General features: G+C 52.5%; 18 protein-coding genes and 6 pseudogenes. 9 read left to right on the top strand and 15 right to left on the bottom strand.

All coding sequences use genetic code 11. From position 1 onward, the window contains the following. The first annotated feature begins 56 nt into the window (after window positions 1-56). Both ACMZI0_RS15700 and ACMZI0_RS15695 read left to right on the top strand, forming a co-directional pair. Window positions 57-449, top strand: coding sequence for a hypothetical protein (locus tag ACMZI0_RS15700; protein ID WP_415673651.1), 393 nt, complete (start codon window positions 57-59; stop codon window positions 447-449). Next, window positions 446-1,468, top strand: coding sequence for a GGDEF domain-containing protein (locus tag ACMZI0_RS15695; RefSeq protein ID WP_415673650.1), 1,023 nt, complete (start codon window positions 446-448; stop codon window positions 1,466-1,468). The genes ACMZI0_RS15700 and ACMZI0_RS15695 overlap by 4 nt, the downstream gene beginning before the upstream one ends. 85 nt (window positions 1,469-1,553) lie before the next feature. Here ACMZI0_RS15695 and ACMZI0_RS15690 read toward each other — a convergent pair. Then, window positions 1,554-2,896, bottom strand: a pseudogene (locus ACMZI0_RS15690) (DASS family sodium-coupled anion symporter); the annotation flags it as partial. A 136-nt stretch (window positions 2,897-3,032) separates the two neighbouring features. Here ACMZI0_RS15690 and ACMZI0_RS15685 point away from each other — a divergent pair. Both ACMZI0_RS15685 and mgtA read left to right on the top strand, forming a co-directional pair. Beyond that, window positions 3,033-3,764: pseudogene (locus tag ACMZI0_RS15685) on the top strand (GntR family transcriptional regulator). 691 nt (window positions 3,765-4,455) lie between these two features. Continuing rightward, complete coding sequence (gene mgtA / locus ACMZI0_RS15680; RefSeq protein WP_415673649.1) at window positions 4,456-7,164, top strand: magnesium-translocating P-type ATPase; 2,709 nt, start codon at window positions 4,456-4,458, stop codon at window positions 7,162-7,164. A 17-nt stretch (window positions 7,165-7,181) separates the two neighbouring features. Here the strand turns inward: mgtA and ACMZI0_RS15675 are convergent, their stop codons facing one another. Continuing rightward, window positions 7,182-7,427, bottom strand: coding sequence for a LacI family DNA-binding transcriptional regulator (locus ACMZI0_RS15675; protein WP_415673648.1), 246 nt, complete (start codon window positions 7,425-7,427; stop codon window positions 7,182-7,184). Between the two features lie 330 nt (window positions 7,428-7,757). Here ACMZI0_RS15675 and ACMZI0_RS15670 point away from each other — a divergent pair. Both ACMZI0_RS15670 and ACMZI0_RS15665 read left to right on the top strand, forming a co-directional pair. Next, window positions 7,758-8,961: pseudogene (locus tag ACMZI0_RS15670) on the top strand (MFS transporter). Between the two features lie 77 nt (window positions 8,962-9,038). Further along, a pseudogene (locus ACMZI0_RS15665) lies at window positions 9,039-11,129 on the top strand (TIM-barrel domain-containing protein); the annotation flags it as partial. Between the two features lie 39 nt (window positions 11,130-11,168). Here ACMZI0_RS15665 and ACMZI0_RS15660 read toward each other — a convergent pair. From ACMZI0_RS15660 to ACMZI0_RS15650, 3 genes and pseudogenes are all read right to left on the bottom strand, one after another. Then, window positions 11,169-11,297, bottom strand: a pseudogene (locus ACMZI0_RS15660) (AraC family transcriptional regulator); the annotation flags it as partial. Beyond that, window positions 11,297-11,569, bottom strand: a complete 273-nt coding sequence (locus tag ACMZI0_RS15655) for a hypothetical protein (protein WP_415673647.1) — start codon at window positions 11,567-11,569, stop codon at window positions 11,297-11,299. The pseudogene ACMZI0_RS15660 and the gene ACMZI0_RS15655, both read right to left, overlap by 1 nt. Continuing rightward, window positions 11,566-11,940: a hypothetical protein gene (locus tag ACMZI0_RS15650; protein WP_415673646.1), complete on the bottom strand. Its 375-nt coding sequence runs from the start codon at window positions 11,938-11,940 to the stop codon at window positions 11,566-11,568. The genes ACMZI0_RS15655 and ACMZI0_RS15650 overlap by 4 nt, the downstream gene beginning before the upstream one ends. Before the next feature lie 188 nt (window positions 11,941-12,128). Here ACMZI0_RS15650 and ACMZI0_RS15645 point away from each other — a divergent pair, with 188 nt between their 5' ends. Next, entirely contained in the window at window positions 12,129-12,440 is a 312-nt protein-coding gene (locus tag ACMZI0_RS15645; protein ID WP_415673645.1) for a hypothetical protein, read from the top strand. Beyond that, entirely contained in the window at window positions 12,347-13,111 is a 765-nt protein-coding gene (locus ACMZI0_RS15640) for a class I SAM-dependent methyltransferase (RefSeq protein ID WP_415673644.1), read from the top strand. The genes ACMZI0_RS15645 and ACMZI0_RS15640 overlap by 94 nt, the downstream gene beginning before the upstream one ends. 55 nt (window positions 13,112-13,166) lie before the next feature. Here ACMZI0_RS15640 and ACMZI0_RS15635 read toward each other — a convergent pair whose 3' ends face one another. From ACMZI0_RS15635 to ACMZI0_RS15610, 6 genes are all read right to left on the bottom strand, one after another. Further along, a complete protein-coding gene (locus ACMZI0_RS15635) occupies window positions 13,167-14,303 on the bottom strand; it encodes a M24 family metallopeptidase (protein ID WP_415673643.1) in 1,137 nt (378 codons plus the stop codon). Beyond that, the gene (locus tag ACMZI0_RS15630) at window positions 14,296-15,102 is read right to left on the bottom strand and encodes an ABC transporter permease (protein ID WP_415673642.1); all 807 of its coding nucleotides are present in this window, start codon (window positions 15,100-15,102) and stop codon (window positions 14,296-14,298) included. The genes ACMZI0_RS15635 and ACMZI0_RS15630 overlap by 8 nt, the downstream gene beginning before the upstream one ends. After that, entirely contained in the window at window positions 15,099-15,953 is an 855-nt protein-coding gene (locus ACMZI0_RS15625) for an ABC transporter permease (RefSeq protein ID WP_415673641.1), read from the bottom strand. Before ACMZI0_RS15625 ends, ACMZI0_RS15630 begins: the two co-directional genes overlap by 4 nt. Next, the gene (locus ACMZI0_RS15620; protein WP_415673640.1) at window positions 15,950-17,080 is read right to left on the bottom strand and encodes an ABC transporter ATP-binding protein; all 1,131 of its coding nucleotides are present in this window, start codon (window positions 17,078-17,080) and stop codon (window positions 15,950-15,952) included. Before ACMZI0_RS15620 ends, ACMZI0_RS15625 begins: the two co-directional genes overlap by 4 nt. Beyond that, complete coding sequence (locus ACMZI0_RS15615) at window positions 17,080-18,210, bottom strand: polyamine ABC transporter substrate-binding protein (RefSeq protein ID WP_415673639.1); 1,131 nt, start codon at window positions 18,208-18,210, stop codon at window positions 17,080-17,082. The genes ACMZI0_RS15620 and ACMZI0_RS15615 overlap by 1 nt, the downstream gene beginning before the upstream one ends. A 213-nt stretch (window positions 18,211-18,423) precedes the next feature. Beyond that, window positions 18,424-19,305, bottom strand: coding sequence for a MurR/RpiR family transcriptional regulator (locus ACMZI0_RS15610; protein ID WP_415673638.1), 882 nt, complete (start codon window positions 19,303-19,305; stop codon window positions 18,424-18,426). Between the two features lie 294 nt (window positions 19,306-19,599). On the opposite strand from ACMZI0_RS15610, the gene ACMZI0_RS15605 reads away from it, so the two are divergent. Continuing rightward, window positions 19,600-20,211 (top strand): hypothetical protein, encoded by a 612-nt coding sequence (locus tag ACMZI0_RS15605; protein WP_415673637.1) that lies wholly within the window; start codon window positions 19,600-19,602, stop codon window positions 20,209-20,211. 39 nt (window positions 20,212-20,250) lie between these two features. Here the strand turns inward: ACMZI0_RS15605 and ACMZI0_RS15600 are convergent, their stop codons facing one another. From ACMZI0_RS15600 to ACMZI0_RS15585, 4 genes and pseudogenes are all read right to left on the bottom strand, one after another. Continuing rightward, window positions 20,251-20,793 (bottom strand): diguanylate cyclase, encoded by a 543-nt coding sequence (locus ACMZI0_RS15600; RefSeq protein ID WP_415673636.1) that lies wholly within the window; start codon window positions 20,791-20,793, stop codon window positions 20,251-20,253. Next, window positions 20,790-21,311 carry an MASE2 domain-containing protein gene (locus ACMZI0_RS15595; RefSeq protein ID WP_415673635.1) on the bottom strand — a complete coding sequence of 174 codons (522 nt, stop codon included), beginning with the start codon at window positions 21,309-21,311 and terminating at the stop codon, window positions 20,790-20,792. Before ACMZI0_RS15595 ends, ACMZI0_RS15600 begins: the two co-directional genes overlap by 4 nt. A gap of 216 nt (window positions 21,312-21,527) precedes the next feature. Beyond that, a pseudogene (locus ACMZI0_RS15590) lies at window positions 21,528-23,700 on the bottom strand (YjbH domain-containing protein). Further along, window positions 23,700-24,479 carry a capsule biosynthesis GfcC D2 domain-containing protein gene (locus tag ACMZI0_RS15585; protein WP_415673634.1) on the bottom strand — a complete coding sequence of 260 codons (780 nt, stop codon included), beginning with the start codon at window positions 24,477-24,479 and terminating at the stop codon, window positions 23,700-23,702. The pseudogene ACMZI0_RS15590 and the gene ACMZI0_RS15585 overlap by 1 nt, the downstream one beginning before the upstream one ends. Window positions 24,480-24,484 lie beyond the last annotated feature (5 nt).

Here is a 24,484-nt window from a genome sequence, read left to right as displayed (position 1 = left end):
GATTGCACGCAATTTGAGACGCAGAGCAACATCCCCGAGAGAAATGGGCAGAGAATATGCATGTAAATCTGGCACTGTTTAAAAGCAACAATGCGTTTTTAAACAGCTTTAACGTTTTTATACTGACGCTACTGGGCTGTATGTTGGGTTCACATGCGCGTATGTCAGGCATCGATCTCTCTGTTCTTTGGCCCGTCAACATTCTCGTAGCCGCCCTGTTTTATCGATGCCGTTACCTGAATACGCTTTGGTATTATTGCGTCGCCTATAGTGCCATGATCATGCAGGACAGCCTGCTTTACGGCTGGGGAGTCAGTGCATTCACCATCAATGCTGCCAATCTCGTGTTTATATTTGTGCTGGGGTCAAATTACTATGCTGGCCGGGAGGGTATCGCCAGCAAGAAGCGGACATCACCACGTCATTACATCTGTTTGCCTCCCGCATGATCGCCGCCCTTTCCTGCGCACTGGTTTGCGCGTTTGCACAGCATGCTGCGGAACAAACACGCCAACCTTTTCAACAGGATGTCCTCAACTGGTTTAGCGATCAGTTTTATACTGCTGTCCTGTTTCTGCCCTTATTGCTGACACTGCGCAGCGACTTCACCTTACGTCTCCCCTCGTTAAACTGGCGCAGCAGCATCCCCTTGATATTTCTTGTGCTGTCGCTGGGATTGGGCACACTGATTGGTCCGATTGCCATTTTGGCGTTTCCGTTGCCGGCCCTCACCTGGTGCGCCATCGTGTACCCGTTATGGGCGATACGCCTGATTACGTTATGTACCGGCATTGTTGAGCTGATCATGACGGCACTTCATGTCCAGGGCGTGTATGACCATCAAGATGCCCTGTTTATGCAGGAGATCACGATCGCTCGTATCAGTATCGCCGCTATCATTTTTAGCCCGCTGTTGATGGCCATGAATGCCAAAACCATCCGCCAGCTCAATCAGCGTTTGTTGATGCAGGCCAGCCACGATTTTTTAACGCGCCTGCTTTCGCGCTATGGCTTTAACGATGCACTAAACCGCTACGAGAAAATCCCCCGCTATCGTCAAGCCGCTATCAACATGATGTTGGTTGATATCGATCATTTCAAAACCATCAACGACAGTTACGGGCACGATAACGGTGATAACGCATTGAAACACTTAGCGAACATGATTCAACAATCCATTCCTGAGCCAGGTTTGGTGAGCCGCATCGGCGGAGAGGAATTTACCGTGGTCTGCTTTGATTTTTCCCAAGAAGACTTTTTTAGGCTAGCGGAACAGGTGCGAACTAAAATTTACGACACGCCCTGCGTTATCAATGACACATCGGTCCCCGTCGCAGTGAGTATTGGTATTGCCTACGATCCCTCTTCACAGATGGATCTGACACAGAATGTGCACCAGCTCTTTGCGGCTGCCGATAAAAATTTGTATATCGCCAAACGAGAAGGTCGAAACCGCACGGTGCAGTAAGTACGACTCAGGCTATCTGATTAATAGGCAGCCTGAGGGGTAAGCGAAAACAACAAGCGTGTATTGTAATTAATGTGCATTGGGATTAATAGTAGCCCAGTAGTTTCCACCACAGCAGACCGACACCGAAGGTCAACACGACGTTAAAGGTGACCACCGCCGCGTTAATTTTATAAAAGCGCGGTCTCGTGAAATATCCCTGAGCGAATATAGATCGGCCCCGGCCCACCACCATATTCTGTGTTGCCCCACATCAGATTACTGAAGATCCCGAAACAAATGGCCACCATCATCGGCGGCGCGCCCGCAGCAATGGCTGTGGCGGCAAACGGCACGTAGAGTGCGGCAACATGCCCGGAAGCCGTGGCAAACAGATAGTGCACGTAGATATAGAGCACGCCCAGCAGTACAAAGGTTTCCATGGCACCAAACCCTTGGATCAGGTTGCCCAGCAAGCCCGCCATCCATTTGATGAACCCCAGATCGGAGAGCCCGGTAGCCAGACTGATGATAACGCTAAACGCTAAACCAGATGACCGTGTCCCAGGCCGCATGATCTTTCAGCAAGGCTTTCCAGTCCACCGCGCCGACAGCAAACAGATAAGCCGCCAGCCCTAAGCCCACAGAGGTCGCAGACAAACCGGTAATCAGGCTGGTTCCCCACCCTACCAATGCCAACAGGAAACCAAAGGCGACTTTCTTTTCCGTTGTGGTCATGGGCCCTAACTGAGACAGCGCTTCCCGCCCCATCGCTTTCGCTTCCGGCGTGCGCTTCAGCTCGGGATTCACCAGCTTGTAAACCAATAACGGCATCAGACAGAAGCAGACCAGCGCCGGAACGACCGCGGCAATAAACCAGCCGCTCCAGGTTATTTCAACGCCAAACGAGCTTTTTGCCAGACTGCTCACTAACGGATTCGCTGCCATCCCGGTCAGGAAAATGGCACCGGTAATCGGGGTAAACTGAAAGCAGACCATGGTCAGGAAATCCCCGATTTTTTTACCACTTTCCCCCGGGGCCGATCCCAACACCGTATTGATAGAGCGCGCGATAGGAAAGATGACTCCCCCGGAACGGGCGGTTACCGACGGCATCGCCGGCGCCATAATCAAATCGGAAATGCCGAGCGAATACGCAATCCCCAGGCTGCTTCCGCCAAACAGGGAAAGCATCTTATAGGCAATACGCTTACCCAGCCCCGAGGTGACAAACCCCAGTGAAAGGATATAAGCGCAGAAAATCAACCACACCGTGCCGCTGGCAAAACCAGACAGCGCTTTTGCTTCGGTAAGCGTTTGGGTGAAGATGGCCACGCAAAGCGCGATCAACATCACCGCCCCCGAGGGCAATGGCTGCGTCAGGATTGCCGCGATAGTCGCGGCAAAAATGGCGAACATATGCCATGCCTGGGGAGAAAGGTTGGCAGGCGCATCGGGTACTCACATATCTGTACTATTGTTTATGTACGAGCACGTTTAAATGTACGGACATTAAAGCGAAAGCGTTTTAACGCAGCTTTGTGATATTGAATTGATCAGTTATGCGAGAAAAAAACCGTTGCCTATGAAAGAATCGTTGTACCGACGCATTGCGCGTGAACTTGCACAGCAAATCCTCTCTGGCCAGTATCCGGTGGGCTCATTGTTGCCGACAGAAATGGAGCTGTGTGAACACTATCAGGTAAGCCGACACACCATGCGGGAAGCATTGCGTGACCTGACTGAACAGGGATTGATTACGCGGCGCAAGGGATTAGGCACGCAAGTGGCCGACAAAGCGCAGCATAAAGGGTTGAATCACCCACTGGCCTGTCTGGAAGATCTCTTTTTCCTGGCGAAAAACAATCCGCGCGTGGTGAAAAGGATTGATGAAGTCGTTGCTGATTACGATCTGGCGCAGGCCATCGGCTGTGAGCCAGGTTCTCGCTGGCTACACGTTGCCAGCATTCGGGAAGACAGCTAGAACAAAGACGCCCCCATCTGCTGGACGGACAGCTACGCCAGCGCCACCTTCACCAAAGTGCGCCAGTTGGTCCGCAGCGATCCCTTCGCACTGATCAGCGATCTGATTGAAACGCACTACGGCATTCAAAGTGAAGAGGTGCGGCAGACCATCTCTGCGGTCACCGTGTCGACCAAAATCGCCAAGGTGCTGGGCGTAGAGCCCGGTTCTCCAGCGCTGAAGATTGTGCGCCGCTATCTGGATCGTGACGGCAATACGTTTGAAACCACCATCTCGGTGCATCCCGCCGATCGTTATACGTGCTCTATCGTATTAACCCGGGCAAAAGGATGAAACGGGGATGAATCATTCACACGTTGCAGATACGTTTATATTTAAGCCGCTATAGTACGCACAGTATAACTACGGAGAGAGATTTTTGGACAGTCAAAGCGATATACGTTGTGAAAGCAACAGCAGTATCTCTCCGGCAAACTGATTCACGTTGATGTGCGTTGCTTGCCGGTAACGGCGGGTGGCACAATCATCATTCTAAGCACGATTGCATCCCTGTTGATCCTTTATTCATTACGGCCAATATAACAAGCCGTATAAACAGGAAGTATCAGGATGCAACTCTACACATATGCACTCTTCCCTCCCGGCCTCAAGCGCCTTTAGATTCTTCAATCCCTTGAAGTGGGCCAGAAGTGCGTTACTATGCATATCGGCCGCAAGTTCGAGCGATCGCGCTGAAGATACGCATTGTTTCTTCGGAGACTCCCACGATCAGGGAGTTCCCCGCATCATCACGTTCAATCCTATCGCTTCGCAGCGGTTAAGGAGCCGAAATGGACGATCACCCTAGTCAGCAATCTATAGCGCGTAGCAAGGGATGACACGCTAGCACGTTTGCTTCTCCATCCCATCTGCCACGCATAACAATTAGCCCGTTTGCACATCATGCCTTGCCTACAGGACCTCTTCTCCGTGCCCTTAAAAAGGCAGGCTGAACGCGATGTGCTTAAAAATTGAGTAACGGTTAATGACTCAGATGTTAGAAAACCTGCCGGTTCGCCGCCAGCAGTCGGTAAAAAAAAGCTACCTTATCGCGGACGAAGCGGTAAAAAGCCTCGATAGCACCCTTTCCACGCTTTCTGCCAACCTGGACGGTTTGGTAGAAGCCGAGGCAAAGGAGCGCTTACTTGAAAACGGCCCCAATCAGGTGGTGCAAGAGAAAGCACCACCCGCGTTGACACAGCTCATCGGCGCCTTTAATAACCCTTTTATTTTTATTTTGCTAGCGCTGGCCGCCATCGGCATCTTTACCGATTACTGGCTACCCTTGCAGCGTGGAGAAGAGACTGATTTGACTGGCACCATTATCATTCTGGTAATGGTAACCCTGAGCGGTCTGCTGCGTTTCTGGCAAGAATTCCGCACCAACAAAGCAACCGAAGCGTTGAAATCACTGGTGCGTACCACGGCCACCGTACTGCGCCGCGCCCATCCTAATACCCGCGCAGAATGTCATGAGATCCCGCTGCAAGCGTTAGTGCCCGGCGATATCATTCTGCTTTCGGCAGGTGACATGGTGCCCGCTGACGTAAAACTGGTTGAATCACGCGATCTGTTTATCAGCCAGGCGGTCCTCACCGGCGAATCCCTCCCTGTAGAGAAATATGACACCTCCGCACACGTAGCAGAGAAATCCAGCCAGACTCATGCCGGTCAGGATGGCGAATCCCTGCTGGAAATGGGCAATATTTGTTTGATGGGAACCAATGTGTCGGGCGGCATCGCCAAAGCTGTTGTGGTGGCTACCGGTAATCACACCTACTTCGGTTCGCTGGCAAAATCCATTGTCGGCACCCGTTCTCAAACCGCGTTCGATCGTGGCGTCAACAGCGTGAGCCGTTTGCTGATCCGCTTTATGTTGGTGATGGTGCCGGTTGTACTGCTGATTAACGGTTTCACCAAAGGTGACTGGGCCGAAGCGGCGCTTTTCGCGCTGGCCGTCGCCGTTGGGCTGACGCCGGAGATGTTGCCGATGATTGTCACCGCCAATCTGGCGAAAGGGGCAATCAGAATGTCGCGCAGCAAAGTGGTAGTCAAACATTTAAATGCCATCCAGAACTTTGGCGCCATGGATGTGCTCTGCACCGACAAAACCGGCACGCTGACACAGGATCGCATCATTCTCGAACACCATCTGTGCGTCAACGGTAAAGAGAGCGAGCAGGTGCTGAAATTGGCCTGGTTGAACAGTTTCCATCAGAGTGGAATGAAAAATCTGATGGATAAAGCCATCATCCGCTTCGGCAAGGAAAAACCGGAAATTGCAGCGCTGACTCAGCATGACAAAATCGATGAGCTATCGTTTGATTTTATCCGCCGTCGCCTGTCCATTTTAATCAACAGCGGAAACCAGCAGTACCAGTTGATCTGTAAGGGCGCGGTAGAAGAGATGCTCGCCATCGCGACCCATATCGATGATAACGGCGAAAGATATCCATTGGACGATGCCCGTCGTACCGCGCTGCTTGCACTGGCAGAACGTTATAACGAGCAGGGTTTCCGCGTATTGATGATAGGAACGCGTGAGTTTGGTGCCAGCGATTACCACTTCCCGCTCACAGAAGCTGATGAGCGTGACGTGGTAATCCATGGCCTGCTGACTTTCCTCGATCCACCTAAGCCATCGTCAGCCTCCGCGATAACCGCACTGCGGGAAAACGGTGTGCAAGTCAAAGTGCTCACGGGTGACAACCCGGTGGTATCCAGCAAAGTGTGCAAAGATGTCGGACTTGATGCCGACCAGCCGCTGCTCGGTGCAGATATCGATCAAATGGATGATGCAACGCTTGCACGTGAAGTAGAGCAGCGCACGCTGTTTGCCAAGCTGACGCCAATGCAAAAATCGCGCATCTTGAAAATGTTGCAACGCAACGGCCACACCGTCGGCTTTTTAGGGGATGGTATCAATGACGCTCCGGCACTGCGCGATGCGGATGTCGGTATCTCGGTGGATACCGCAACGGATATTGCCAAAGAGTCAGCAGAGATCATCCTGCTGGAAAAAGATTTAATGGTGCTGGAACAAGGAGTAATCACCGGGCGTGAGACGTTCGGCAATATCATCAAATACCTGAACATGACCGCCAGCTCCAACTTCGGTAACGTGTTTTCCGTATTGGTTGCCAGCGCCTTTATTCCATTTTTACCGATGCTGGCCATCCATTTGCTGCTGCAAAACCTGATGTACGATATCTCTCAGCTCAGCCTGCCGTGGGACAAGATGGATAAGTCGTTCCTGCAACGCCCACGCAAATGGGATGCAAAGAATATTAGTCGCTTTATGTTATGGATTGGCCCGACCTCTTCGCTGTTCGACATCACTACATTTGCCGTGATGTGGTATGTTTTTGCCGCCAACAGCGTGGAGCATCAGGCTTTATTTCAGTCCGGCTGGTTTATTGAAGGGTTGTTGTCGCAGACGTTGGTAGTGCATATGTTACGCACCCAGAAAATCCCCTTTATTCAAAGCACTGCGGCTCTGCCCGTGATGTTGAACACCGGGCTGGTCATGGCTCTCGGGATCTACATTCCGTTTTCCCCGCTGGGGGCGTATATCGGCTTAACACCGTTACCCTGGGAGTATTTCCCCTGGCTGGTAGCAACGCTGCTGAGCTACTGCTTACTGACGCAGGTGATGAAACGCATCTATATCCGACGCTTCAGCCAGTGGTTCTAAACGCCAAGACCAGACACTCACGCAACAGTGTCGGCGTTTTCACTGCTGCGGGAGCCCTCGTTAATCGTAAAGTTTCTCTTCGTCGCCGCGCGCAGGCGTCCGGAGGCGATATCATCAAGCACACCATACTCTCGCGCACAGGTCAGAACCCGCTGCTTGGCTTTTTCGCTGGTGTTAAATTTGCCTGACAACACGCGGGATACTGTACTGATAGAAAGCCCGGTTTGAGCCGCAATTTCCTTGATTTTAAGCTTTCCATTCATTTTGTGATCCCCTTCAAATTTGAAGATAAAAAAATTTTCATTCTAAAACTACCCATATCTTAACCGTTTTTGTGACTAACGCTAAAATAAGCCAACGTTATGAGAATTTTTGCAAAAAAGGGCGTATCCCACATCGATTATCTCCTTCAGGCTTAATTGGCAGACCAATTAAGAAAGCAGCATCTCAAGGAGAGCATTATATAACAACCTGAATTTTAATATAAATAATCATAATATATCGATAAGGTGAGTAGTTAAGGTTACTGATGGTGTAAGAGAAAGAATAACTTATCAGGCCAAATCAATCATCACCTTCTGACAGAGATTATCATGAGTCTCAAGATTGACAACGCTGCACCCGCAGCGCATGGGAAACGCAAAATCAAGAACCTGCGGTTGGTGGGTTTTGGGGATGTTCCTTTTAGGTGTCACTGTTAACTACATTACTCGTAACTCGTTGGGTATCCTGGCGCCTGAACTGAAAGCCACCATGGGGATCACCACGGAGCAATACTCCTGGATCGTCGGCGCATTTCAGTTGGCCTATACCATTTTCCAACCGCTGTGCGGCTGGCTGATTGACGTCGTTGGTCTGAAAGTCGGCTTCCTGGTGTGCGCGTCTATCTGGGCGTTGATGTGTATGTTCCACGCAGGCGCAGGCAGTTGGTTGCATCTGGCCATCCTGCGCTTCTTTATGGGTGCATCAGAAGCGGCCGCAACCCCGGCTAACGCCAAAACCCTCGGTGAATAGTTCCCAAAAAAAGAGCGTCCTATCGCCGCCGGCTGGCTATGCTGTGGGTAGTTCTGTGGTGGTTGTTCTATTACGACCCGGAACAGCACCCGAATCTGAGCAAAACCGAGCTGGAATTCATCAAGCAGGATAACGAACCTGCGCCGGTTAAGCTGCCTTTCTTCGCCGCACTGAAAACCGTGGGTAAGAACAAACGCTTTTACGGTATCGCTATCCCGGCCTTTATAGCAGAACCGGCCTGGGCCGTACTGGGCTTCTGGGTACCGCTGTATTTGGCGAAAGAGCGTGGAATGGATCTGAAACAGATCGCCATGTTCGCCTGGCTGCCGTTCCTGGCCGCTGACTTGGGCAGTATCGCCAGTGGTTACCGGACCCGTGTCTATACCCGTCTGTTTGGTTGCAGCCGCGTCAACTCCGTGGTTTCCAGCTCCGTAACCGGCGCTTTCCTGATGATTTCGCTGGCGATGGTGGCTCTGACTAAAGACCCGTACATCACCATTCTGTTGATCTCTATCGGCGGTTTTGGTCACCAGATCATCTCCTGCATGCTGAGCGCGCTGGTGGTTGAGTCGTTTGAGAAAGGCCAAATGGCAACGGTTAATGGGATGCGCGGTTCCTTTGCCTGGATTGCCAGTTTTATCTTCTCGCTGATTATTGGTGTAACAGCGGACAAGATCGGCTACAACCCGCTGTTTATCGCTATGGGCTTCTTTTGACCTGATTGGCGCCATCTTCCTGGTTGCCTTCATCGCTGAGCGTCGCAATAAAGCGCGCGCTGCATAACGTTTTGTCGAAAGGCCTTGTTATGACAAGGCCTTTCGTACTGTGATGTCTTCGATTGTTTAGTTTGGAAAGCTGCTATGAAAATTTTGAAAAACCGGGGGCTAAGCCAACAAACGCAAGCGTTTGTTGAAATCAACGTGGATAACCAGCATCTGTTTCGTCTGTATGTACTGGAAGACGATCTGTTTCGTGTACTGATCAAACGCAAAGGGGAACTCGCCCTGGATCGCACCTGGAGCATCGCCCCGGAAGCAGGGAAAGATGTGGCATGGGAAGGACGTGAACGCGAAAGCACCGTGGGCTTTGCCCTGCCTGGTTTTACCCTGACAACACTGGATGATGGCCTGCAAGTGGCTACCGATAAACTGCGCGTTACCGTGCATCAACCGCTGTGGCTATCATGGGAATACCGTGACCAACAGGGCGAATGGCAACCGCTTCCGCTGACCGCCATACCAGCGCCTACCTGTTGAATGCGCACGGTGATGGCGTTGAGCACTATCAGCGCCGCCATCCGCAGGAACAATACTACGGTCTGGGTGAGAAAGCGGGCGATCTGAACCGCGCTGGCCGCCGTTATGAAATGCGCAACCTCGATGCCATGGGGTACAACGCGCAGTCTACCGACCCACTCTACAAACACATTCCATTTACCATTACCCGTCGCGGTGAGGTAAGTTTTGGGATGTTTTACGATAACCTGAGCAGCACCCGACTGGATCTGGGTAACGAGCTGGATAACTATCACGTGGCTTACCGTCGCTACAGCGCGGAAGCCGGCGATCTCGATTACTACCTGTTCCTCGGCCCGCGTGTGCTGGATGTTACCAAAAAATTCGTGCGCCTGACCGGTAAAACCCTGTTTGGCCCCAAATGGAGCCCGGGTTACAGCGGCTCCACCATGCACTACACCGACGCACCCGATGCACAGCAGCAACTGATGAAATTCATTGAGCTGTGTAAAGAACATGCCATCCCGTGTGATTCGTTCCAGCTGTCGTCCGGCTACACCTCCATTGGCAACAAGCGTTATGTGTTTAACTGGAACTACGACAAAGTGCCGCAGCCGAAGGTGATGTCGCAGGCCTTCCATGATGCCGGTCTGAAACTGGCAGCCAACATCAAGCCTTGCCTGTTGCAAGACCACCCGATGTACCAGCAAGTCGCAGAGCAACAACTGTTCATCCGCGATTCAGAGCAAGATGCACCAGAGCGCTCTTGTTTCTGGGACGATGAAGGCTCACTCCTGGACTTCACCAACCCGAATGGTGGCAGGATAACGTGACTTCACAACTGCTGGAAATGGGCATCGATTCCACCTGGAACGACAACAACGAATATGAAGTGTGGGACGTCGAAGCGCGCTGCTTCGGCTTTGGTAAACCGATCGCCATTAAACACATCCGCCCGGTGATGATGCGCGCATCGATGGAAGCGCAACAGCGTTTCGCCCCGGAAAAACGTCCTTACCTGATCTCCCGTTCCGGCTGTGCAGGGATGCAACGTTATGTGCAAACCTGGAGCGGTGATAACCGCACCAACTGGACCACGCTGCGCTACAACATCCGCATGGGCGTCGGCATGAGACTTTCTGGTTTATACAACGTAGGCCACGATGTGGGTGGTTTCTCTGGCGATAAACCTGATGCTGAGCTGTTCGTGCGTTGGGTTCAGAATGGGGTGATGCATCCGCGTTTTACCATCCACTCCTGGAATGACGACCACACGGTCAATGAGCCATGGATGTACCCGGAAGTTACCCGGCAATCCGCGATGCTATCGCCCTGCGTTATCGCCTGCTGCCTTACCTGTACACCCAATTGTGGCACGCCAGCCAGGACGATGAGCCGATGCTGCGCCCCACCTTCCTCGACCACGAACACGATGCTATCACGTTCCAGGAAACGGATGACTTCCTGAGGAGCCGCGATCTGCTGGTGGCCAGCGTCGTGGAACAAGGCCAACGTCAGCGCCAGGTTTATCTGCCGAAGAATGCCTCCGGCTGGTATGATTTCTATACCGGCACCTGGTTCAGCGGTGGCCAGATCATCACACTGGATGCCCCGCTGGAGCGTTTGCCGCTGCTGGTCCGTGCCGGTGCCATGCTGCCGACCTCCACGCGCCTGACGCACGTTGATCACCAGGCAGACGACAAGCGCGACCTGCAAGCCCTGCTCTAACAAACGATGCGCCTCTTCCATACGCAGTTGCAACAACATTTTCCCCGGCGTGGTATTGAAATGACGATGAAACGCCAGCTTAAGCTTGTATTCGCTCAGCCCGACCGTTAATGCCAATGCCCCAAGAGAGATGGTTTCACTCAGGTGCGCAACCATCAGTCGCGGGCGCGTTCCACGGCCACCACATCCTGAGGATGTAACCGAGTCGCTTCTCGCGTCTCTTCAAACAAATAGCGATGTGCCGCCAACAGATTCAAAGCGTGAATGTGCATGGAGAGCATATCGCCCTGTGCCTGTTGCAACGCGTGCAGATGCTGTTGCGCCACTGGCGTCAAGCGGCTGTAGGCATACTGACGCAACCGGTAATCGCCAAACAGGCGCTGCGTTACCGCACCGCCAATATAGCGCGCCAGCATGGATTCGTTCACCAGCAGAGACGCAGTTGATCCACTTTTTGCCGTTCCGGGTAATAGCATTCGCCCAAGCTGTGATGAAAGCTGGCGATGGTCACGTGCTGCTGACGAAACGTCATACTGGCACCTTGCTTTTCGCTGTAGTTCGACTCGCCGTTCAATCCGAAGGTCATCACTAGCACCGGCTGTGAATGGGCGGTTTCGGCCTCTTCCACCAACGGTTTCAGCGGCTGATAAGAGGAAGTCACCAGCGTCAGGCCGTCACTCAGCGCATCCGATTGTGACCAGCACTGGCCAAACTGGTCCGGTAACTGACGACGGTGACCCTCACGCAACACCATACGCGGCATCACGCGCTGCGTTGATGACCCTCGCCCTTCTCCCATTTCTCTCTCCTCCCATCCTCAGAGAAAAACCGCCGTTACGCAGACAAACCAAGACAATAATAATTCTCATTTATAGATAACATAAGCCTATCCCCGGCGGCAACGCCCACGTAAGGCAATGCAGCGCGTTTTTACGCGCAATGCAGCATGCAAGGAGTCACCATGTTCCCAGCCACTTTGACCGATTTATGGACACTTACCGCCACCAACATCAAAACAAAGGCGGTGCGACTCTGGCCTTGGATAGCGCGCTGTTTGATCAACTGGCGCACCCATTAACCGTTGAGCAATTCGCGCAGCGCCAACAGCGGGTACCAGAGCAAGCTTCAGCGCTGTTAGCGCTGCTGTGGAGTATGAAACTGCTGACACGCAACGCGGCAGGCTATCCTATCAGACTACACCCGAGATGCAACCTTATCTGTGCCAAACCGGCGAGCGTTTTATTGGCGATAGCTGGTGTTTCCGTAATCAATCGCTACGCGAAGTTGGGCAGCAGTTAGCCGACCTGATGCAGCAGACACCTGGCACACCGCCCCCCGCCGCCCGCATGGATGAGGGGTGGGCACAGGCCGCACAAAAGCAGATTGCACAGGAGCAGCGCGCGCTGACGGTCGATCGCGCCTGTGACATCGTGGGTGAGCTGCTGGAATTCCCCCATGCAAAAACACTGCTGGATGTGGGCGGCAGTCCGGGGATGATCGCCATCGGTCTGGCACAGCGTCATCCAGCGCTGCAAGGTGTGGTGTACGATCTGCCGCAAACTGCCGCCGTGGCACAGCAAAATATTGTTGCCGCCGGTCTGCACGATCGCTTACGTGCCGCCAGCGGCGATTTTACCACTCAGCCGTTTGCCGCTAGCTATGCTGATATCATCTGGTGCTCTTCCTTTCTCCATTTTGTCGAGGATATCACCACCAGCATTGCACAACTGTTCAACGCGCTGACGCCAGGCGGCGTGCTAGTCGCCGTACACGCAGAGATATCGCCCAACCAAGAGGATGCAGCCTCTGTACTGCCTTTCTACCTGCCACTATTACTGCGCGGGCGTCACGTCACGCGAGAGGGGGAATTGGCATCATTGCTGTGCGATGCCGGCTTTAGCCGTGTGGAGACACGGCAACATCAGCCGTTTCCAATGTCACCGCTGACCGTCTTGATCGCGCGTAAATAAGCGTTACTGAAACCTGAATGATCGGCGGCCCGGCTTAAGGCCGCCTTAATCCACGCTATGCCGTAGCAAACAGCTGGCGCGGTATTTTTGTCAAACGTTCACAACCATTTTCCGTGATCTGCACGGTTTCGCTGATAGCCATGCCAGCCGCGTACAGATACATGTGGAACACCATGCCTGCTTCTAGCTGCCATTCAGAGGTGGGCAGAAACACATGGCTGAAATCGCTGGTGCGCGGTGTGGTTTTCGGATAATATCCCAGCGTATATCCGGTAATGCTGGCGTAATCCTGACGCAACCCCGCTTTAAGCACAGCGCTACGTGCCTGCGCATCAATATCTTTAGCCACAGCGCCGGGTTTCATGGCTGCAAGCTGCTTGTCTTGAATCGCGATCAGTTGCTGAGCAATCTCTTGCTGTGCGGGCGATGCGGTGCCGATGATCACCGAACGCATGATCTTGGAGCTATAGCCGCGTTTAAAAGAGACCACTTCAAGGTGCAGAATATCTCCCTGCTCCAGTGGCCGTTCTTGCATGTTGGCATGCGAGAAGCTGTTACCACCGCCGGTTGTGACAATGCCGCAACGGTTGGAATCCATCCCGTGGCGAATCAGTACGCGGTGGATAATTTCAGCCGCCTGACGTTCGGTCTTTCCTACGCCCATTTCGGCAACCACTTCACGAATCGCTTGATCGTTCGCCGCAGCGGACTGCTTGATGCACTCAATTTCCTGAGGAATCTTGCGCGCGCGCAATTGCTTAAGCACACCGGAAAAATCCTTTACACGAGACTGTGGCAACATCGCCTGCAAGCACTGGAATCGATTGATCGTCATGCAATAAGAATCGAAATCGATGCCAAGCGTCGCACTCTCCCAGCCGCGAGCGCGCACCGTATCTGCCAGCACCGTCAGCGGATCCTGCCAGTCATGGAATGTCACCGTGTCAGTAATCCAGCTGTTTTCCCTGAACGCACGCTCATCCATGGCGCGGAACACCATCACCGGCTCGCCCGTGAGTGGCAGCAAACAGGCGCGGTACATATTTTCGGAAATACCGAATCCGGTGAGATAAAACAGGAATTCAGTCTGATCAATCAGCAACAGGGATATCTCTTTTTCTTGCATATAAGCGCGGATCTTTGCGACGCGCTGCTGATACTCATGGAGCGGGAAAAGCCAACTTTCATTCATAATGGTTACCTGATGTCGTTTTTTTTCTGTTCACCACACTCGTAATTCCCAGTGTCACTATTGTCACGCCGATGGAGAGCACACTGACGGCAGCATAGATAGAAAGATCGAGCTGAAACTGTACGGTGTTCCAAATCCGTACCGACAGCGTTTGGCTGCCGTGATCGGAAAGAAACAACGCAATGAGCAGCTCATCGAACGAACTGAGAAACGAGAAAATCGCTGCCGAGAACATTCCTGGTGCTGCAAGCGGCAGTGTGATGCGTCGTAATACGTTGAAGTGGCTGGCCCCCAGACTCATTGCCGCCTGCTCCAGCCGATAATCCATTCCTTGGAAGGTTGAAGACAAAATAATGGTCGCGATAGGCAGCGCGATAAGGGCATGTCCGATAACAATGCGAGTGAAGCTGTTAAACAGCGCCAACTCGGAAAAGAAAAAGAACAACGTCAGCGCCACAATCACATTAGGCACAATCATTGGCAGCACAATCAGCGCATAGACCAGCGTTTTGCCGACAAAACGGCAGCGCACCAACGCCAGGGCGGCAAACAGAGCCAACACCATGGCCAGCAAGGTGGACATGAGCGCAATGGTAAACGATAGGCCGATAGCCTGTAGCCACTGCGCGTCCTGCAAAATAGCGCGCATCCACTTTAAAGAGAATCCCTGCGGCGGGAACGACAAATAGCTATTGGTACTGAACGCCAGCGGGAAAATCATTGCAATCGGGACCAGCAAAAAAGCGAGGGTTAACAACGTAATCAGCAGAGGCAGCCAGCCGGGTCGGTTTCCGTTCATCCTTTCGCCTCAAATAGCCGTTCCAATCCCACGACGCGAACATAGACCCAAAACAGCAATAACGTGCACAGCAACAGTAGCGTTGACAGCGCTGAAGCAAAGCCCCAGTTGAAATAGACTTCCAACTGATTCTCGATGACCATGGCGATCATGGTATCTCGCGGGCTGCCCATCAGCGCGGGCGTGACGAAGAATCCGATAGAGATAATGAACACCAGCAGGCTGCCTGCTGCGACACCGGGCAACGACAGCGGCAAAAAGATGCGCCAAAAGGCACGAAAGCGCGAGGCTCCGAGGCTATATGCCACCCGCAGCAGTTGAGGGTCGATACCGCGCATGACGCTGTAGAGCGCCAGCACCATGTAAGTCAGCAAAATATAGGTCATGCCGATCAACACACCGAGCGGGGTATACATCAGTTTCAGCGGCGTATCGATAAGCCCCAGTGCGCGCAGCACCTGGTTGACAAAACCATCACTGCCCAACAGCACCATCCAGGCATACGTGCGCACCAGCACGCTGGTAAAATGCGGAATAATGATGATAACAACGGCGATACTGGCCAGTCGCGCCGGCAACTTGCACAATACCCAGGCCACCGGATACCCCAGCAACAGCGTCACCAGAGTCACTAACAGCGAGGTGCGCAGCGTAATCCACAACACTTGCAGCCAGACCGGTTCCTGCACGATGCGTGCAAAGTGCTTACTGGTTAGCTCAGGATCGAACAGGCTGTACCCCAGCATTTTCACCAGCGGGATCAGCAAAAAAACCGTCAGCGCCAGCAGTGCCGGGGCCAGCAATAGCCACGGTTTCCACCGGCTCACGAGCCTGTCGCCAAGCCCGCTCATCGCTTAGCCTCGGCGGGAATAAACCATAGGCTTTCCGTTGCCCATCCGATATGCACGGCGGCCCCCGGTCGCAGAGTTCCCTCCAGCGCCGAGTTCTGTAACTGTGCCAGCAGCGTAGTGCCATCACTGAGCGCCAGCGTCAATTTAAAAGTGTGTCCCAGATACAGCATTTCAGCGATGGTTGCCGCAATCGGCAAATGCGTTGAGGCATCCCCCGGCAGACCAATATGAATATGTTCTGGACGTAGAACGGCCAATACCGAATCCCCTACGCTAAGATGCTCTACGCCCTGCCCGCACACTGTTTCACCACTTGAGAGGCGGACGTCATAGCCTTGTTGCCGAATTGCGCTAACCTGACCGTCAATAAAATTGGATTGGCCGATAAATTCAGCCACCCAGCGATTCTTTGGTTTGGTATAGAGATCGTGCGGCGCATCAATTTGAGCAATGCGCCCCTCTTGCATCACGGCAATGCGATCGGACAGGGTTAATGCCTCTTCCTGATCGTGCGTGACGAACACCACTGTAGAACCGGAAGCCGCGTGCAGCCGTTTGATTTCCAACTGCATATGTTCGCGTAATTTTTTATCCAGCGCGCCCAGTGGCTCGTCCATCAACAGCGCCGCCGGGGAAAAGATCAGCGCGCGCGCCAGCGCAACGCGCTGCTGCTGCCCACCGGAAAGCTCTCGCGACAGACGGTGGCCCTTATCATCAAGCTGAATCAATGCAAGCGCATCCGCCACTTTCTGTTTGATATCACGACGCGCAATGCCGCGCATTTCCAGTGGGAACGCCAGATTATCCGCCACCGACAAATGGGGAAACAGCGTGTAGTGTTGAAACACCACGCCGAGGTCGCGTTTTGCGGGGGGCAGATGCGTGACATCCTGATCGTTAATCAGTACGCGTCCCTGACTGGGTTCAGTAAAGCCCGCCACCATCATCAAGGTGGTCGTCTTCCCTGAACCGCTGGCACCCAGCAGCGTGACAAACTCGCCAGCCGCTATCGTCAAGCCCAGATTATCGACGACGGCTGCCTGTTCGTAGCGCCGGGTCAGCCCCTCAAGGCGCAGTGCTGCTCCCGGCTGACGCCGGGAGTCGTGGTGAGTTGAATCCGTTCTCATTACCCCTGACCCAAGATCCATGGTTGCCAGATTTTGCCCACTTCCTCGATATTATCGGTCCACCACTGCGCATTTTGCACAAAGGAGCGCAAATAATACTCAGGGTTGGAAGGCAGTTTCGCCAGATCTTCCGGGCGAACAAACTGGAAGGCTTTTTTGTTGGTGGGACCATAGGCGATAAACTGGGTGATTTTCGCCTGCACTTCCGGCTGCAATGCAAAATCGATCAGCAACTGGGCATTTTCCGGATTCGGTGAACCTTTCAGCACGCTCCAGCACTGCAACTGCTGTTTAATCTGGTTCCACTCAATGGCTAATGGAGCCCCCTGATCGATCAGCGCTTGCGCACGCCCGTTCCACAATGCCCCCAACACCGCCTCTTTACGCTCCATCAGTTGCACGGACAACGCACCGGTATCCCACCATTTCACCACGTGGGGTTTAATTTGGCTCAGGGAAGCAAATGCGCGTTTGATGTCAATGGGGTAGATATCTTTCATGTCTACGCCATCGGCGAGCAAGGCAAATTCCAGCTCTGTGGAACTGGTACGCAGATCCGTTAATGTACGTAGGCCGGGGAAACGTTCCGCATCCCAAAACTCTGCCCAGGTGCGCGGGTGGTTACCATCGCGGAACACATCCGTGTTGTAAACCATCACGGTAGAGAAGAACAGATTACCGACCATATTGGGGCGTCGTACTTCGGGTATAATGTCGTCGGGATTGGTGAACTTCATGCCCGCGTAATTGATTGGCATCAACGCCCCGGCCGCATTGAGGTTGGTTTGCGTGACATCACCGATATCCAGCACATCAAGCGTCACACGACCCGCCTTGATCATTGCCATGATTTGTGCGGCAGTAGAAGGCTGGATGATCACTTTAATGCCGGTCAATTCCGTAAAAGGTTTATAAACCGCATTTTCCAGCGCTTCCTGGTAGCTCCCACCTATCCCTCGCACAATCACTTCTTTGCTGGGTGCGGCAAAAACCGCTGGCGAAAAGGCACTGAGCAGAGCCCCTGCACCAATAATCGAAGTTTGTTTAATTAAGCGACGACGCTCGGCATTGACACCTTCATCAACGCTCGACTGCATGAAACCCTGTTGCTTTTCGTTTCCTTTGTTCATATGTTTTCCTTTGAGAAACAAACGGTAAGAAACTACTTTTCTCTGATGTCAGCAACATAAGACACGGTTTAATCAAAACGTGGATTAAACAATACGTTGATCAAACAACACATTGATTAGTTAACTATGAAACGAAGGCGCGAAGGTATTTCTTTATAATGTTACAGTGGTGGTTATTGCCACCGCTGTTTTTTTTACGACTGATTGTTATATCTATTTATTATTGTTAAATAATTCCCTGGTGTTGGCATTTTTCCAATGACCCAGAAGACGCCAGGCATCATCGGAAAGTTTTAAATTCGCTTTGATTTTCTCCTCATCTTTGGTGATCACCTGCGCCATCAGCCAATCAGCGACGATCATCGGACTCACTTTCGACCACCATGCCACAGCCGATGAACTACGCACGATATACAACATTTCATCAGCTTCATTTGCCAAAGGAGAGCTGGCACGGTCCGTCATGGCGACGACATAAGCTCCCCGCTGCCGGGCAAGGCTCATCAAATCAATGGTATAAGGGATATAACGTTCCCACCCGATACCAATAAACACATCCTGCTCATTAACCTGCAATATGCGATCCGCAACGTCACCGTGACCGATATTGAACACCTCGGTGTTGCCAAGGAAATGATTCAGCTGCATCGCCAGGTAAGAAACCATGGAAAACGATGTTCCATTGCCACTTACCCAAATACGCCTTGCGGCGGCGATACGCCCGGCAACTGCGGAGACAATGCGGTCTTCATTCAGTTCTGCCGTGGCTTTCAAGAGCTGGCTGGCATTGGCAAACACGCTCTCTTTTAATTCTGTCTCACTGGGCAGCGCGGGTTCGCGATGCAAGATGCCACTGGCGCCGGTGCGCTCAATCAAGGCATCACCCAGCGATTCTTTCATGTGGGCATAGCCCTCATACCCCACTGCACGTGAGAAGCGCACAATGGCGGCATCACTGATGTTCATCACAACGGCTAACTGGCGAGCCGTCATGAATGCCACGCGATCTTTGTTGCGTTCGATGTAGCATGCAATCATCTGCTGTGACGGGGTCAAGCGCGAGAAACGTTCCCTCAATAAAGCGGTGAACTCCATACTGCCCCCTTAAAGAATCAGTTGCTACATTTAAAATCAAAAATGTAGCAAATGCAACACTGCGCTTTATTTTTTCGTGATAACTTATAAAAAATAAAAAAAATAAATAGCAGGCTATTAACAAACCATTCACAAAAGAATGGTTGCATATTCTTCAGACATAAAACATTTTAGGCCAGCTTAGTAATAAATGCTTGCTGACAAGGCCCTTGCAAGGCCGTTTTCGCTGGGGGGACGGAATATAGAAGAAGGATTTAGTGGCAATACGTTACAGTTTTAACACTCAACCGCAAAATGATCACAAAAAACAATCATGCTAAGCAATATCGCAACATCCCCCTGCTGCTTTCTCTCAGAGCACATTTTACCCATAGTTTGACCTCTGCTGTCGAACTTGCGAAGAAAACCAAATCACCCAAGCACATCGTCTTTGCAGAAAAACTGCTGAAGATAAAAAGGGCGGCCCCGGACACACACCTTGAATCACTGACGCGTTACAAAGAATATCTCTGCTGCCCTTCACGCATGCATGAGAAGCGTATTCGGGAAGATAAATATCAACACCTTGCCGAGCAGCTTAACCGGGTAAAACAGATACGTCTCTTTTTAGATGGTTCGCTGCCCACAGAAGAAACGCCCGAACACCCAGTCGACACGTTGCGCCGTGCGATAAACCAGCATTTGACGCAAGCCTATAACAACACGCCAAGAGTTTACGCAATAAAAGCGTCCATTAGCGCCATCAGTCAGAACATCGGTCGAAAAAAGCGAGCGGTAAACGTCGAGAGCTCCACACACTTGAGCACGGATATTCACGCAATAATTGATGCAGGAAAACCGCTGGGAGACATTGCGAACAGAGTTATTGACTTCAAAGTCTATCACCGGCTGAACTCGCAGCCGTAGTCAACGCCACTGCCGCAGCAGTGGCCATGAGAAAAGGGTTTAGGCCACTTCAGTGCGCCCTCTGCCTTTGTTTTTCGCCATATAAAGCGCGATATCCGCCGCTTTGAGCCAGTCATGATATTGATTCATGGTCGGGCGATATTCCGCCACGCCGACGCTGATGCGGATCCCCAACTGTGGCGTTTGCGTCAAGCGCTTGGCTGCCAGGCGTTTGCGGATGCGGTTGATGATCTCAACGGCGTCCGTTGCAAGCGCCTCGGGCAAAATCACCGCAAACTCATCGCCACCAAAGCGGCCAATCACGTCGGTCGCACGTAAACCGTTGCGCAGTTCTTCCGTCAAAAACAGGATAGCTTCATCACCCACGTGGTGGCCGAAGCTGTCATTGATGGTTTTAAAATGATCGATATCGATCAAGGCCAGCGTCGAAGGCTCATCAATGTGGCGACAGATTTCATATTCATTGTGCAGCAACTGCTCCCAATGATGACGGTTATAAACGTTGGTCATACCATCGTGGGGGCTCATCAGCATTAGCCTGCTCTTGTGTTCAGCCAGCTTGGTCGCCGTCACATAGGTCACATACCCAAGCGCAATCGGATGATAACCAGCATCGGTAAGCAGGCATAGAGTTGAGTCGGCGTGGTGACTAAATCGATCCGGTGTGCATTAAGCCCCGCCACCAGGGCAGCGCTGAGCAGTTGCAAACTCACGCCCTGGATAAACAAGCGAATGCCGCCGCCCGCCATGCTATTCATGCCCACCATGGCGATGATAATGACACTGGGCAGCACGTTAAGCCCCATCATGCCAATCCAGAATCCGCCAAAAACAACATCTGCCAGCAAATTACCACGTTCAAAACGCATAGGGTCGATGGAACGTCGGGAAAAGTAGTAGGCAAGGTGGGGCCACACAAAGGCGTTGAGGAAAAGCAGCATCCACACCCAGAACGGGGTAGTTTTGGTGACCAATACAGAAGCGATGAACAGGGAGCACAGCAGCGTACCGGTAATACGCGGCAGATAGACTCTCCTGGAAAAGCGTACCCCGGAAAGATGAGAGTCCACTGTCAATAATGTAGGCAATTTATCAGACATCACGCCTCTCCCATTCCATTACATCAAAGGGTGTATAATATGACCGAAATCATGCCATTCACCGCGTATTAACGCAGTGAATTTATTTTTTATATCGTTACCTGAAACTCACAAAACGTCCACTGTAACCCGACAATATTCATTGGTCAGGTAAAAACAATGCGGCCTTACTCACGGGGAGTAAGGCCGCACATTGATGCCCGCTGCTTATTGCGGTTAGCGCATTTCACCCGCCACGCCGTACAGGCCGTTACGCCGTTGCAGCATCTGGCCGCCATCACGCGTCAGCGGCACCCAACCGACAGCACCGTGTTTCACCGTCGGTTCGGTAAACATCAGATCGAACGGAATGGAGATATAGAACCCTTTGGTAAAGCTGCCTTCACCGTAGTCTTTAGTGCTGACATCGGTTTTGGTGGCAAATGCCCCGGCAATGATGCCGCTGTCAAAGCGGCGTGACAGATCAACCGTAACACCATAGTCTCCGGCCAGATAGCTCCCGACGCTGATTTTCGCCACCGCCCCTTCGACGTAAGGTATTTCCCAATAGGCGGTCAGGTGCCCAGTGACCACGTCGTAATCTGCGGTGCGCATGATGTCATTCCAGTCACGCTGCTTGACGTAGTTCACATCCAGCCCCAATGCCCAGCGTTCGCCGAACGGACGATACAGCACTTCAGACCCCCCCCCCCCCGCATACATCATTTCCAGATAACCGCCGTACACCTGGGTATACCAGTCGGTGGCCGGGTTATCCATGCGCGTCAGTTGCAGGTTGGTCAGTAACAGATCCGAAGAAGTTACATATTCACGAATCCAGGTTCTGACACGCGGCAAAGTGGTGTCGGTAGGCGGTGTTTTATAATTAAAACGATCGTAGTTGTTGATCAGGTTCAATGATGCTGCGCCACCAACAGACCAGTGATCGTTCAGGCGATAATCGGCACTGCCTTTCAGCGCCACCTGATACATATAGAATGATTCTGGCCCCCCCCCCCGATTGCGTCAAGGTCGGTTCTATTCCATAGGTAAAGCGCGAGGGTTCACTGCGTAACACCGGTTGCCCGTTGATGTCAGAGAGCGGTTCCGCACGGTGGGTTACGGGATCCGGCTGCCCAAGTGGGATAGATGCCGATTGCACATCGCGGAACGCCTTGGTATCCACGGCCGTACTTTCCACTGGCAAACGCTGACTGCGACGCACGATATGGTATTCCTCTACGCTCTCCGGCACATGGTTTGCCAGCACGGTCGCCGCACGCTGAGTGGCCTCATTTTTATCGCGGTACTTATCCTGATCGGCAACAATGGTAACCTGATGCGCATCGGCATAAATATCAGCATCGCTGTACCCTGCTTTCTCATCCAGTTCACGCGCCACTTGCTGCCAGTTGGTGCCATTCGCTGAATGGACGGGGGCGTACACCGGCGGAACATCTTCCGGGTGTGATTGACGTAAATCGTTAAAGTTGGTGTGCAGGCTAAAGCCCCACATCAGGGTGTTGCCGCGCTGCCAGGAAAGCGTGGTATCAAAGTAATCGCTGACGCGATAGACCATACCAATGTTGAAGGGGGAGTCTTGCTTGATTTTTCCGTCCGCTTTTTTTCGGCTAGCTATAAACTCTGAAGCTTCGTGGCTATAATCGTTGCCATCATACTCCAGCTTAAAACGTAGCGGATTCCACGGAGTTTGGTACTCTATCCCCCCAAACAGCGCCGCCGGGCCGTGGAAAAAGTTCCCCACTTCAAACTGCCCACCGCCTGTTTTATAACTATCGCTACGCTGACAGAAGCTGGCTTTAAACTCACAGGCGGGGTTTTTAATATTGCCACTCTGCCCAATATTGCCCCAGCCAATCCCGAACGAGAAATCAAACGGCCCCATGAGTTTGCTGGCGACCAGATATTCACTGTCAAACAACCCAGTACCGGCAATATCGCGCAGACCAAAGGAAATATCCGGCAGCCATGCACTTTCTTGCCACAACCGCGCCTTAAGATCGAAGGCCTTATCTTTATAGCTTTGATCGCCGCTAAAATCGGTGCTGTTGCTGTAAGCTCGCGTACGGATATCGGTATAACGCACCGTGGTTTCCAGCCAGTCAAACAGCTGCAACGACACGGAATAGCGCCGATACTCTTCGTTATCGCGGTAGTTCAGATTAAACTCACCGCTGCGTGCCATACGTGCCGTCGGCATTTGCAGCAGCCCGGTGCCACCAAAATCAGACTGAGATACGCCCGCGCTATCAAAACGGGTATTGGGGTTGGTGACGCTTTTAACCATATCACTTTGCTGGGCGACATCCTGCGCCACAGCTTGCCCCGCCAATGCGCAGCCGATGGCCAACGACAGACAGCCTATTTTAAATCTTCTTTTCTTTGTCATTAGTGTGGAATCCGGTTAGCCAGAAAATCAGCAATTTGATCGTTCAAAGACGAAAATTCGTTAGGTAATACGCTGGGTTCGAAACCAATAAACAACGTTTCACCTGCCTCAGGCTCGATATGCTGCTGGTTCCACAGTGCCAATGGCACCTTGCTCCATGCGCCTTGCCCATCGATAAGGTAACCAGCATCCTGGTTGGCACCGGCAAGGAAACGGCGATCCAGCACATAATCGCGGACCGTCCAACCCGATTGCAACGCCACATCACCCACCGTTTTCAGTTCAGCCACATCAGGATCGGTATTGATAAGCCCTGCCAGGGTAAAACGCGATGCCAACGGTGCGATATAGAGCGCATAGTCACCCACCGGCGGGCGATTAGCGCGCGGGTTTACACGAATACAATCGGGATCGAGCGGCGTTGAGATTCTCCCGGCCACATCAACCTGATCCAGCATTTTACGCATCAGCCAGGCGGAGATTGCCAGATCGCCATCGCCAGAGTTACGCCAGCGGGTTTCGAACTCTGCCAAAGATTTGCGCAGTTGTTCTGCCTGCGCATAGATTTTTTTCGTACTGGCATAATCTGAAATCAACGAGTTGCGCCAGTTAACGCCAGTGGGAAAAGCGACTTGCTGGTAAAAGTTTGCAAGGCGCGTGCCATCGGCTTGCTTTACCACCGCCAGCGTTTGCTGCGGCGTTTTTACTGTCAACTGCGCTGCCTGTGCGGCGCCCACAGTGAACAGCATCAGGAGTGCCATACGGGAAAATGCCAACATGTCAG

It is taken from the genome of Symbiopectobacterium sp. (assembly GCF_047692315.1).
Lineage (GTDB): Bacteria > Pseudomonadota > Gammaproteobacteria > Enterobacterales > Enterobacteriaceae > Symbiopectobacterium.
The sequence above is the reverse complement of the archived record's forward strand: the minus strand, read 5'-3'. Positions and strand labels throughout refer to the sequence as shown.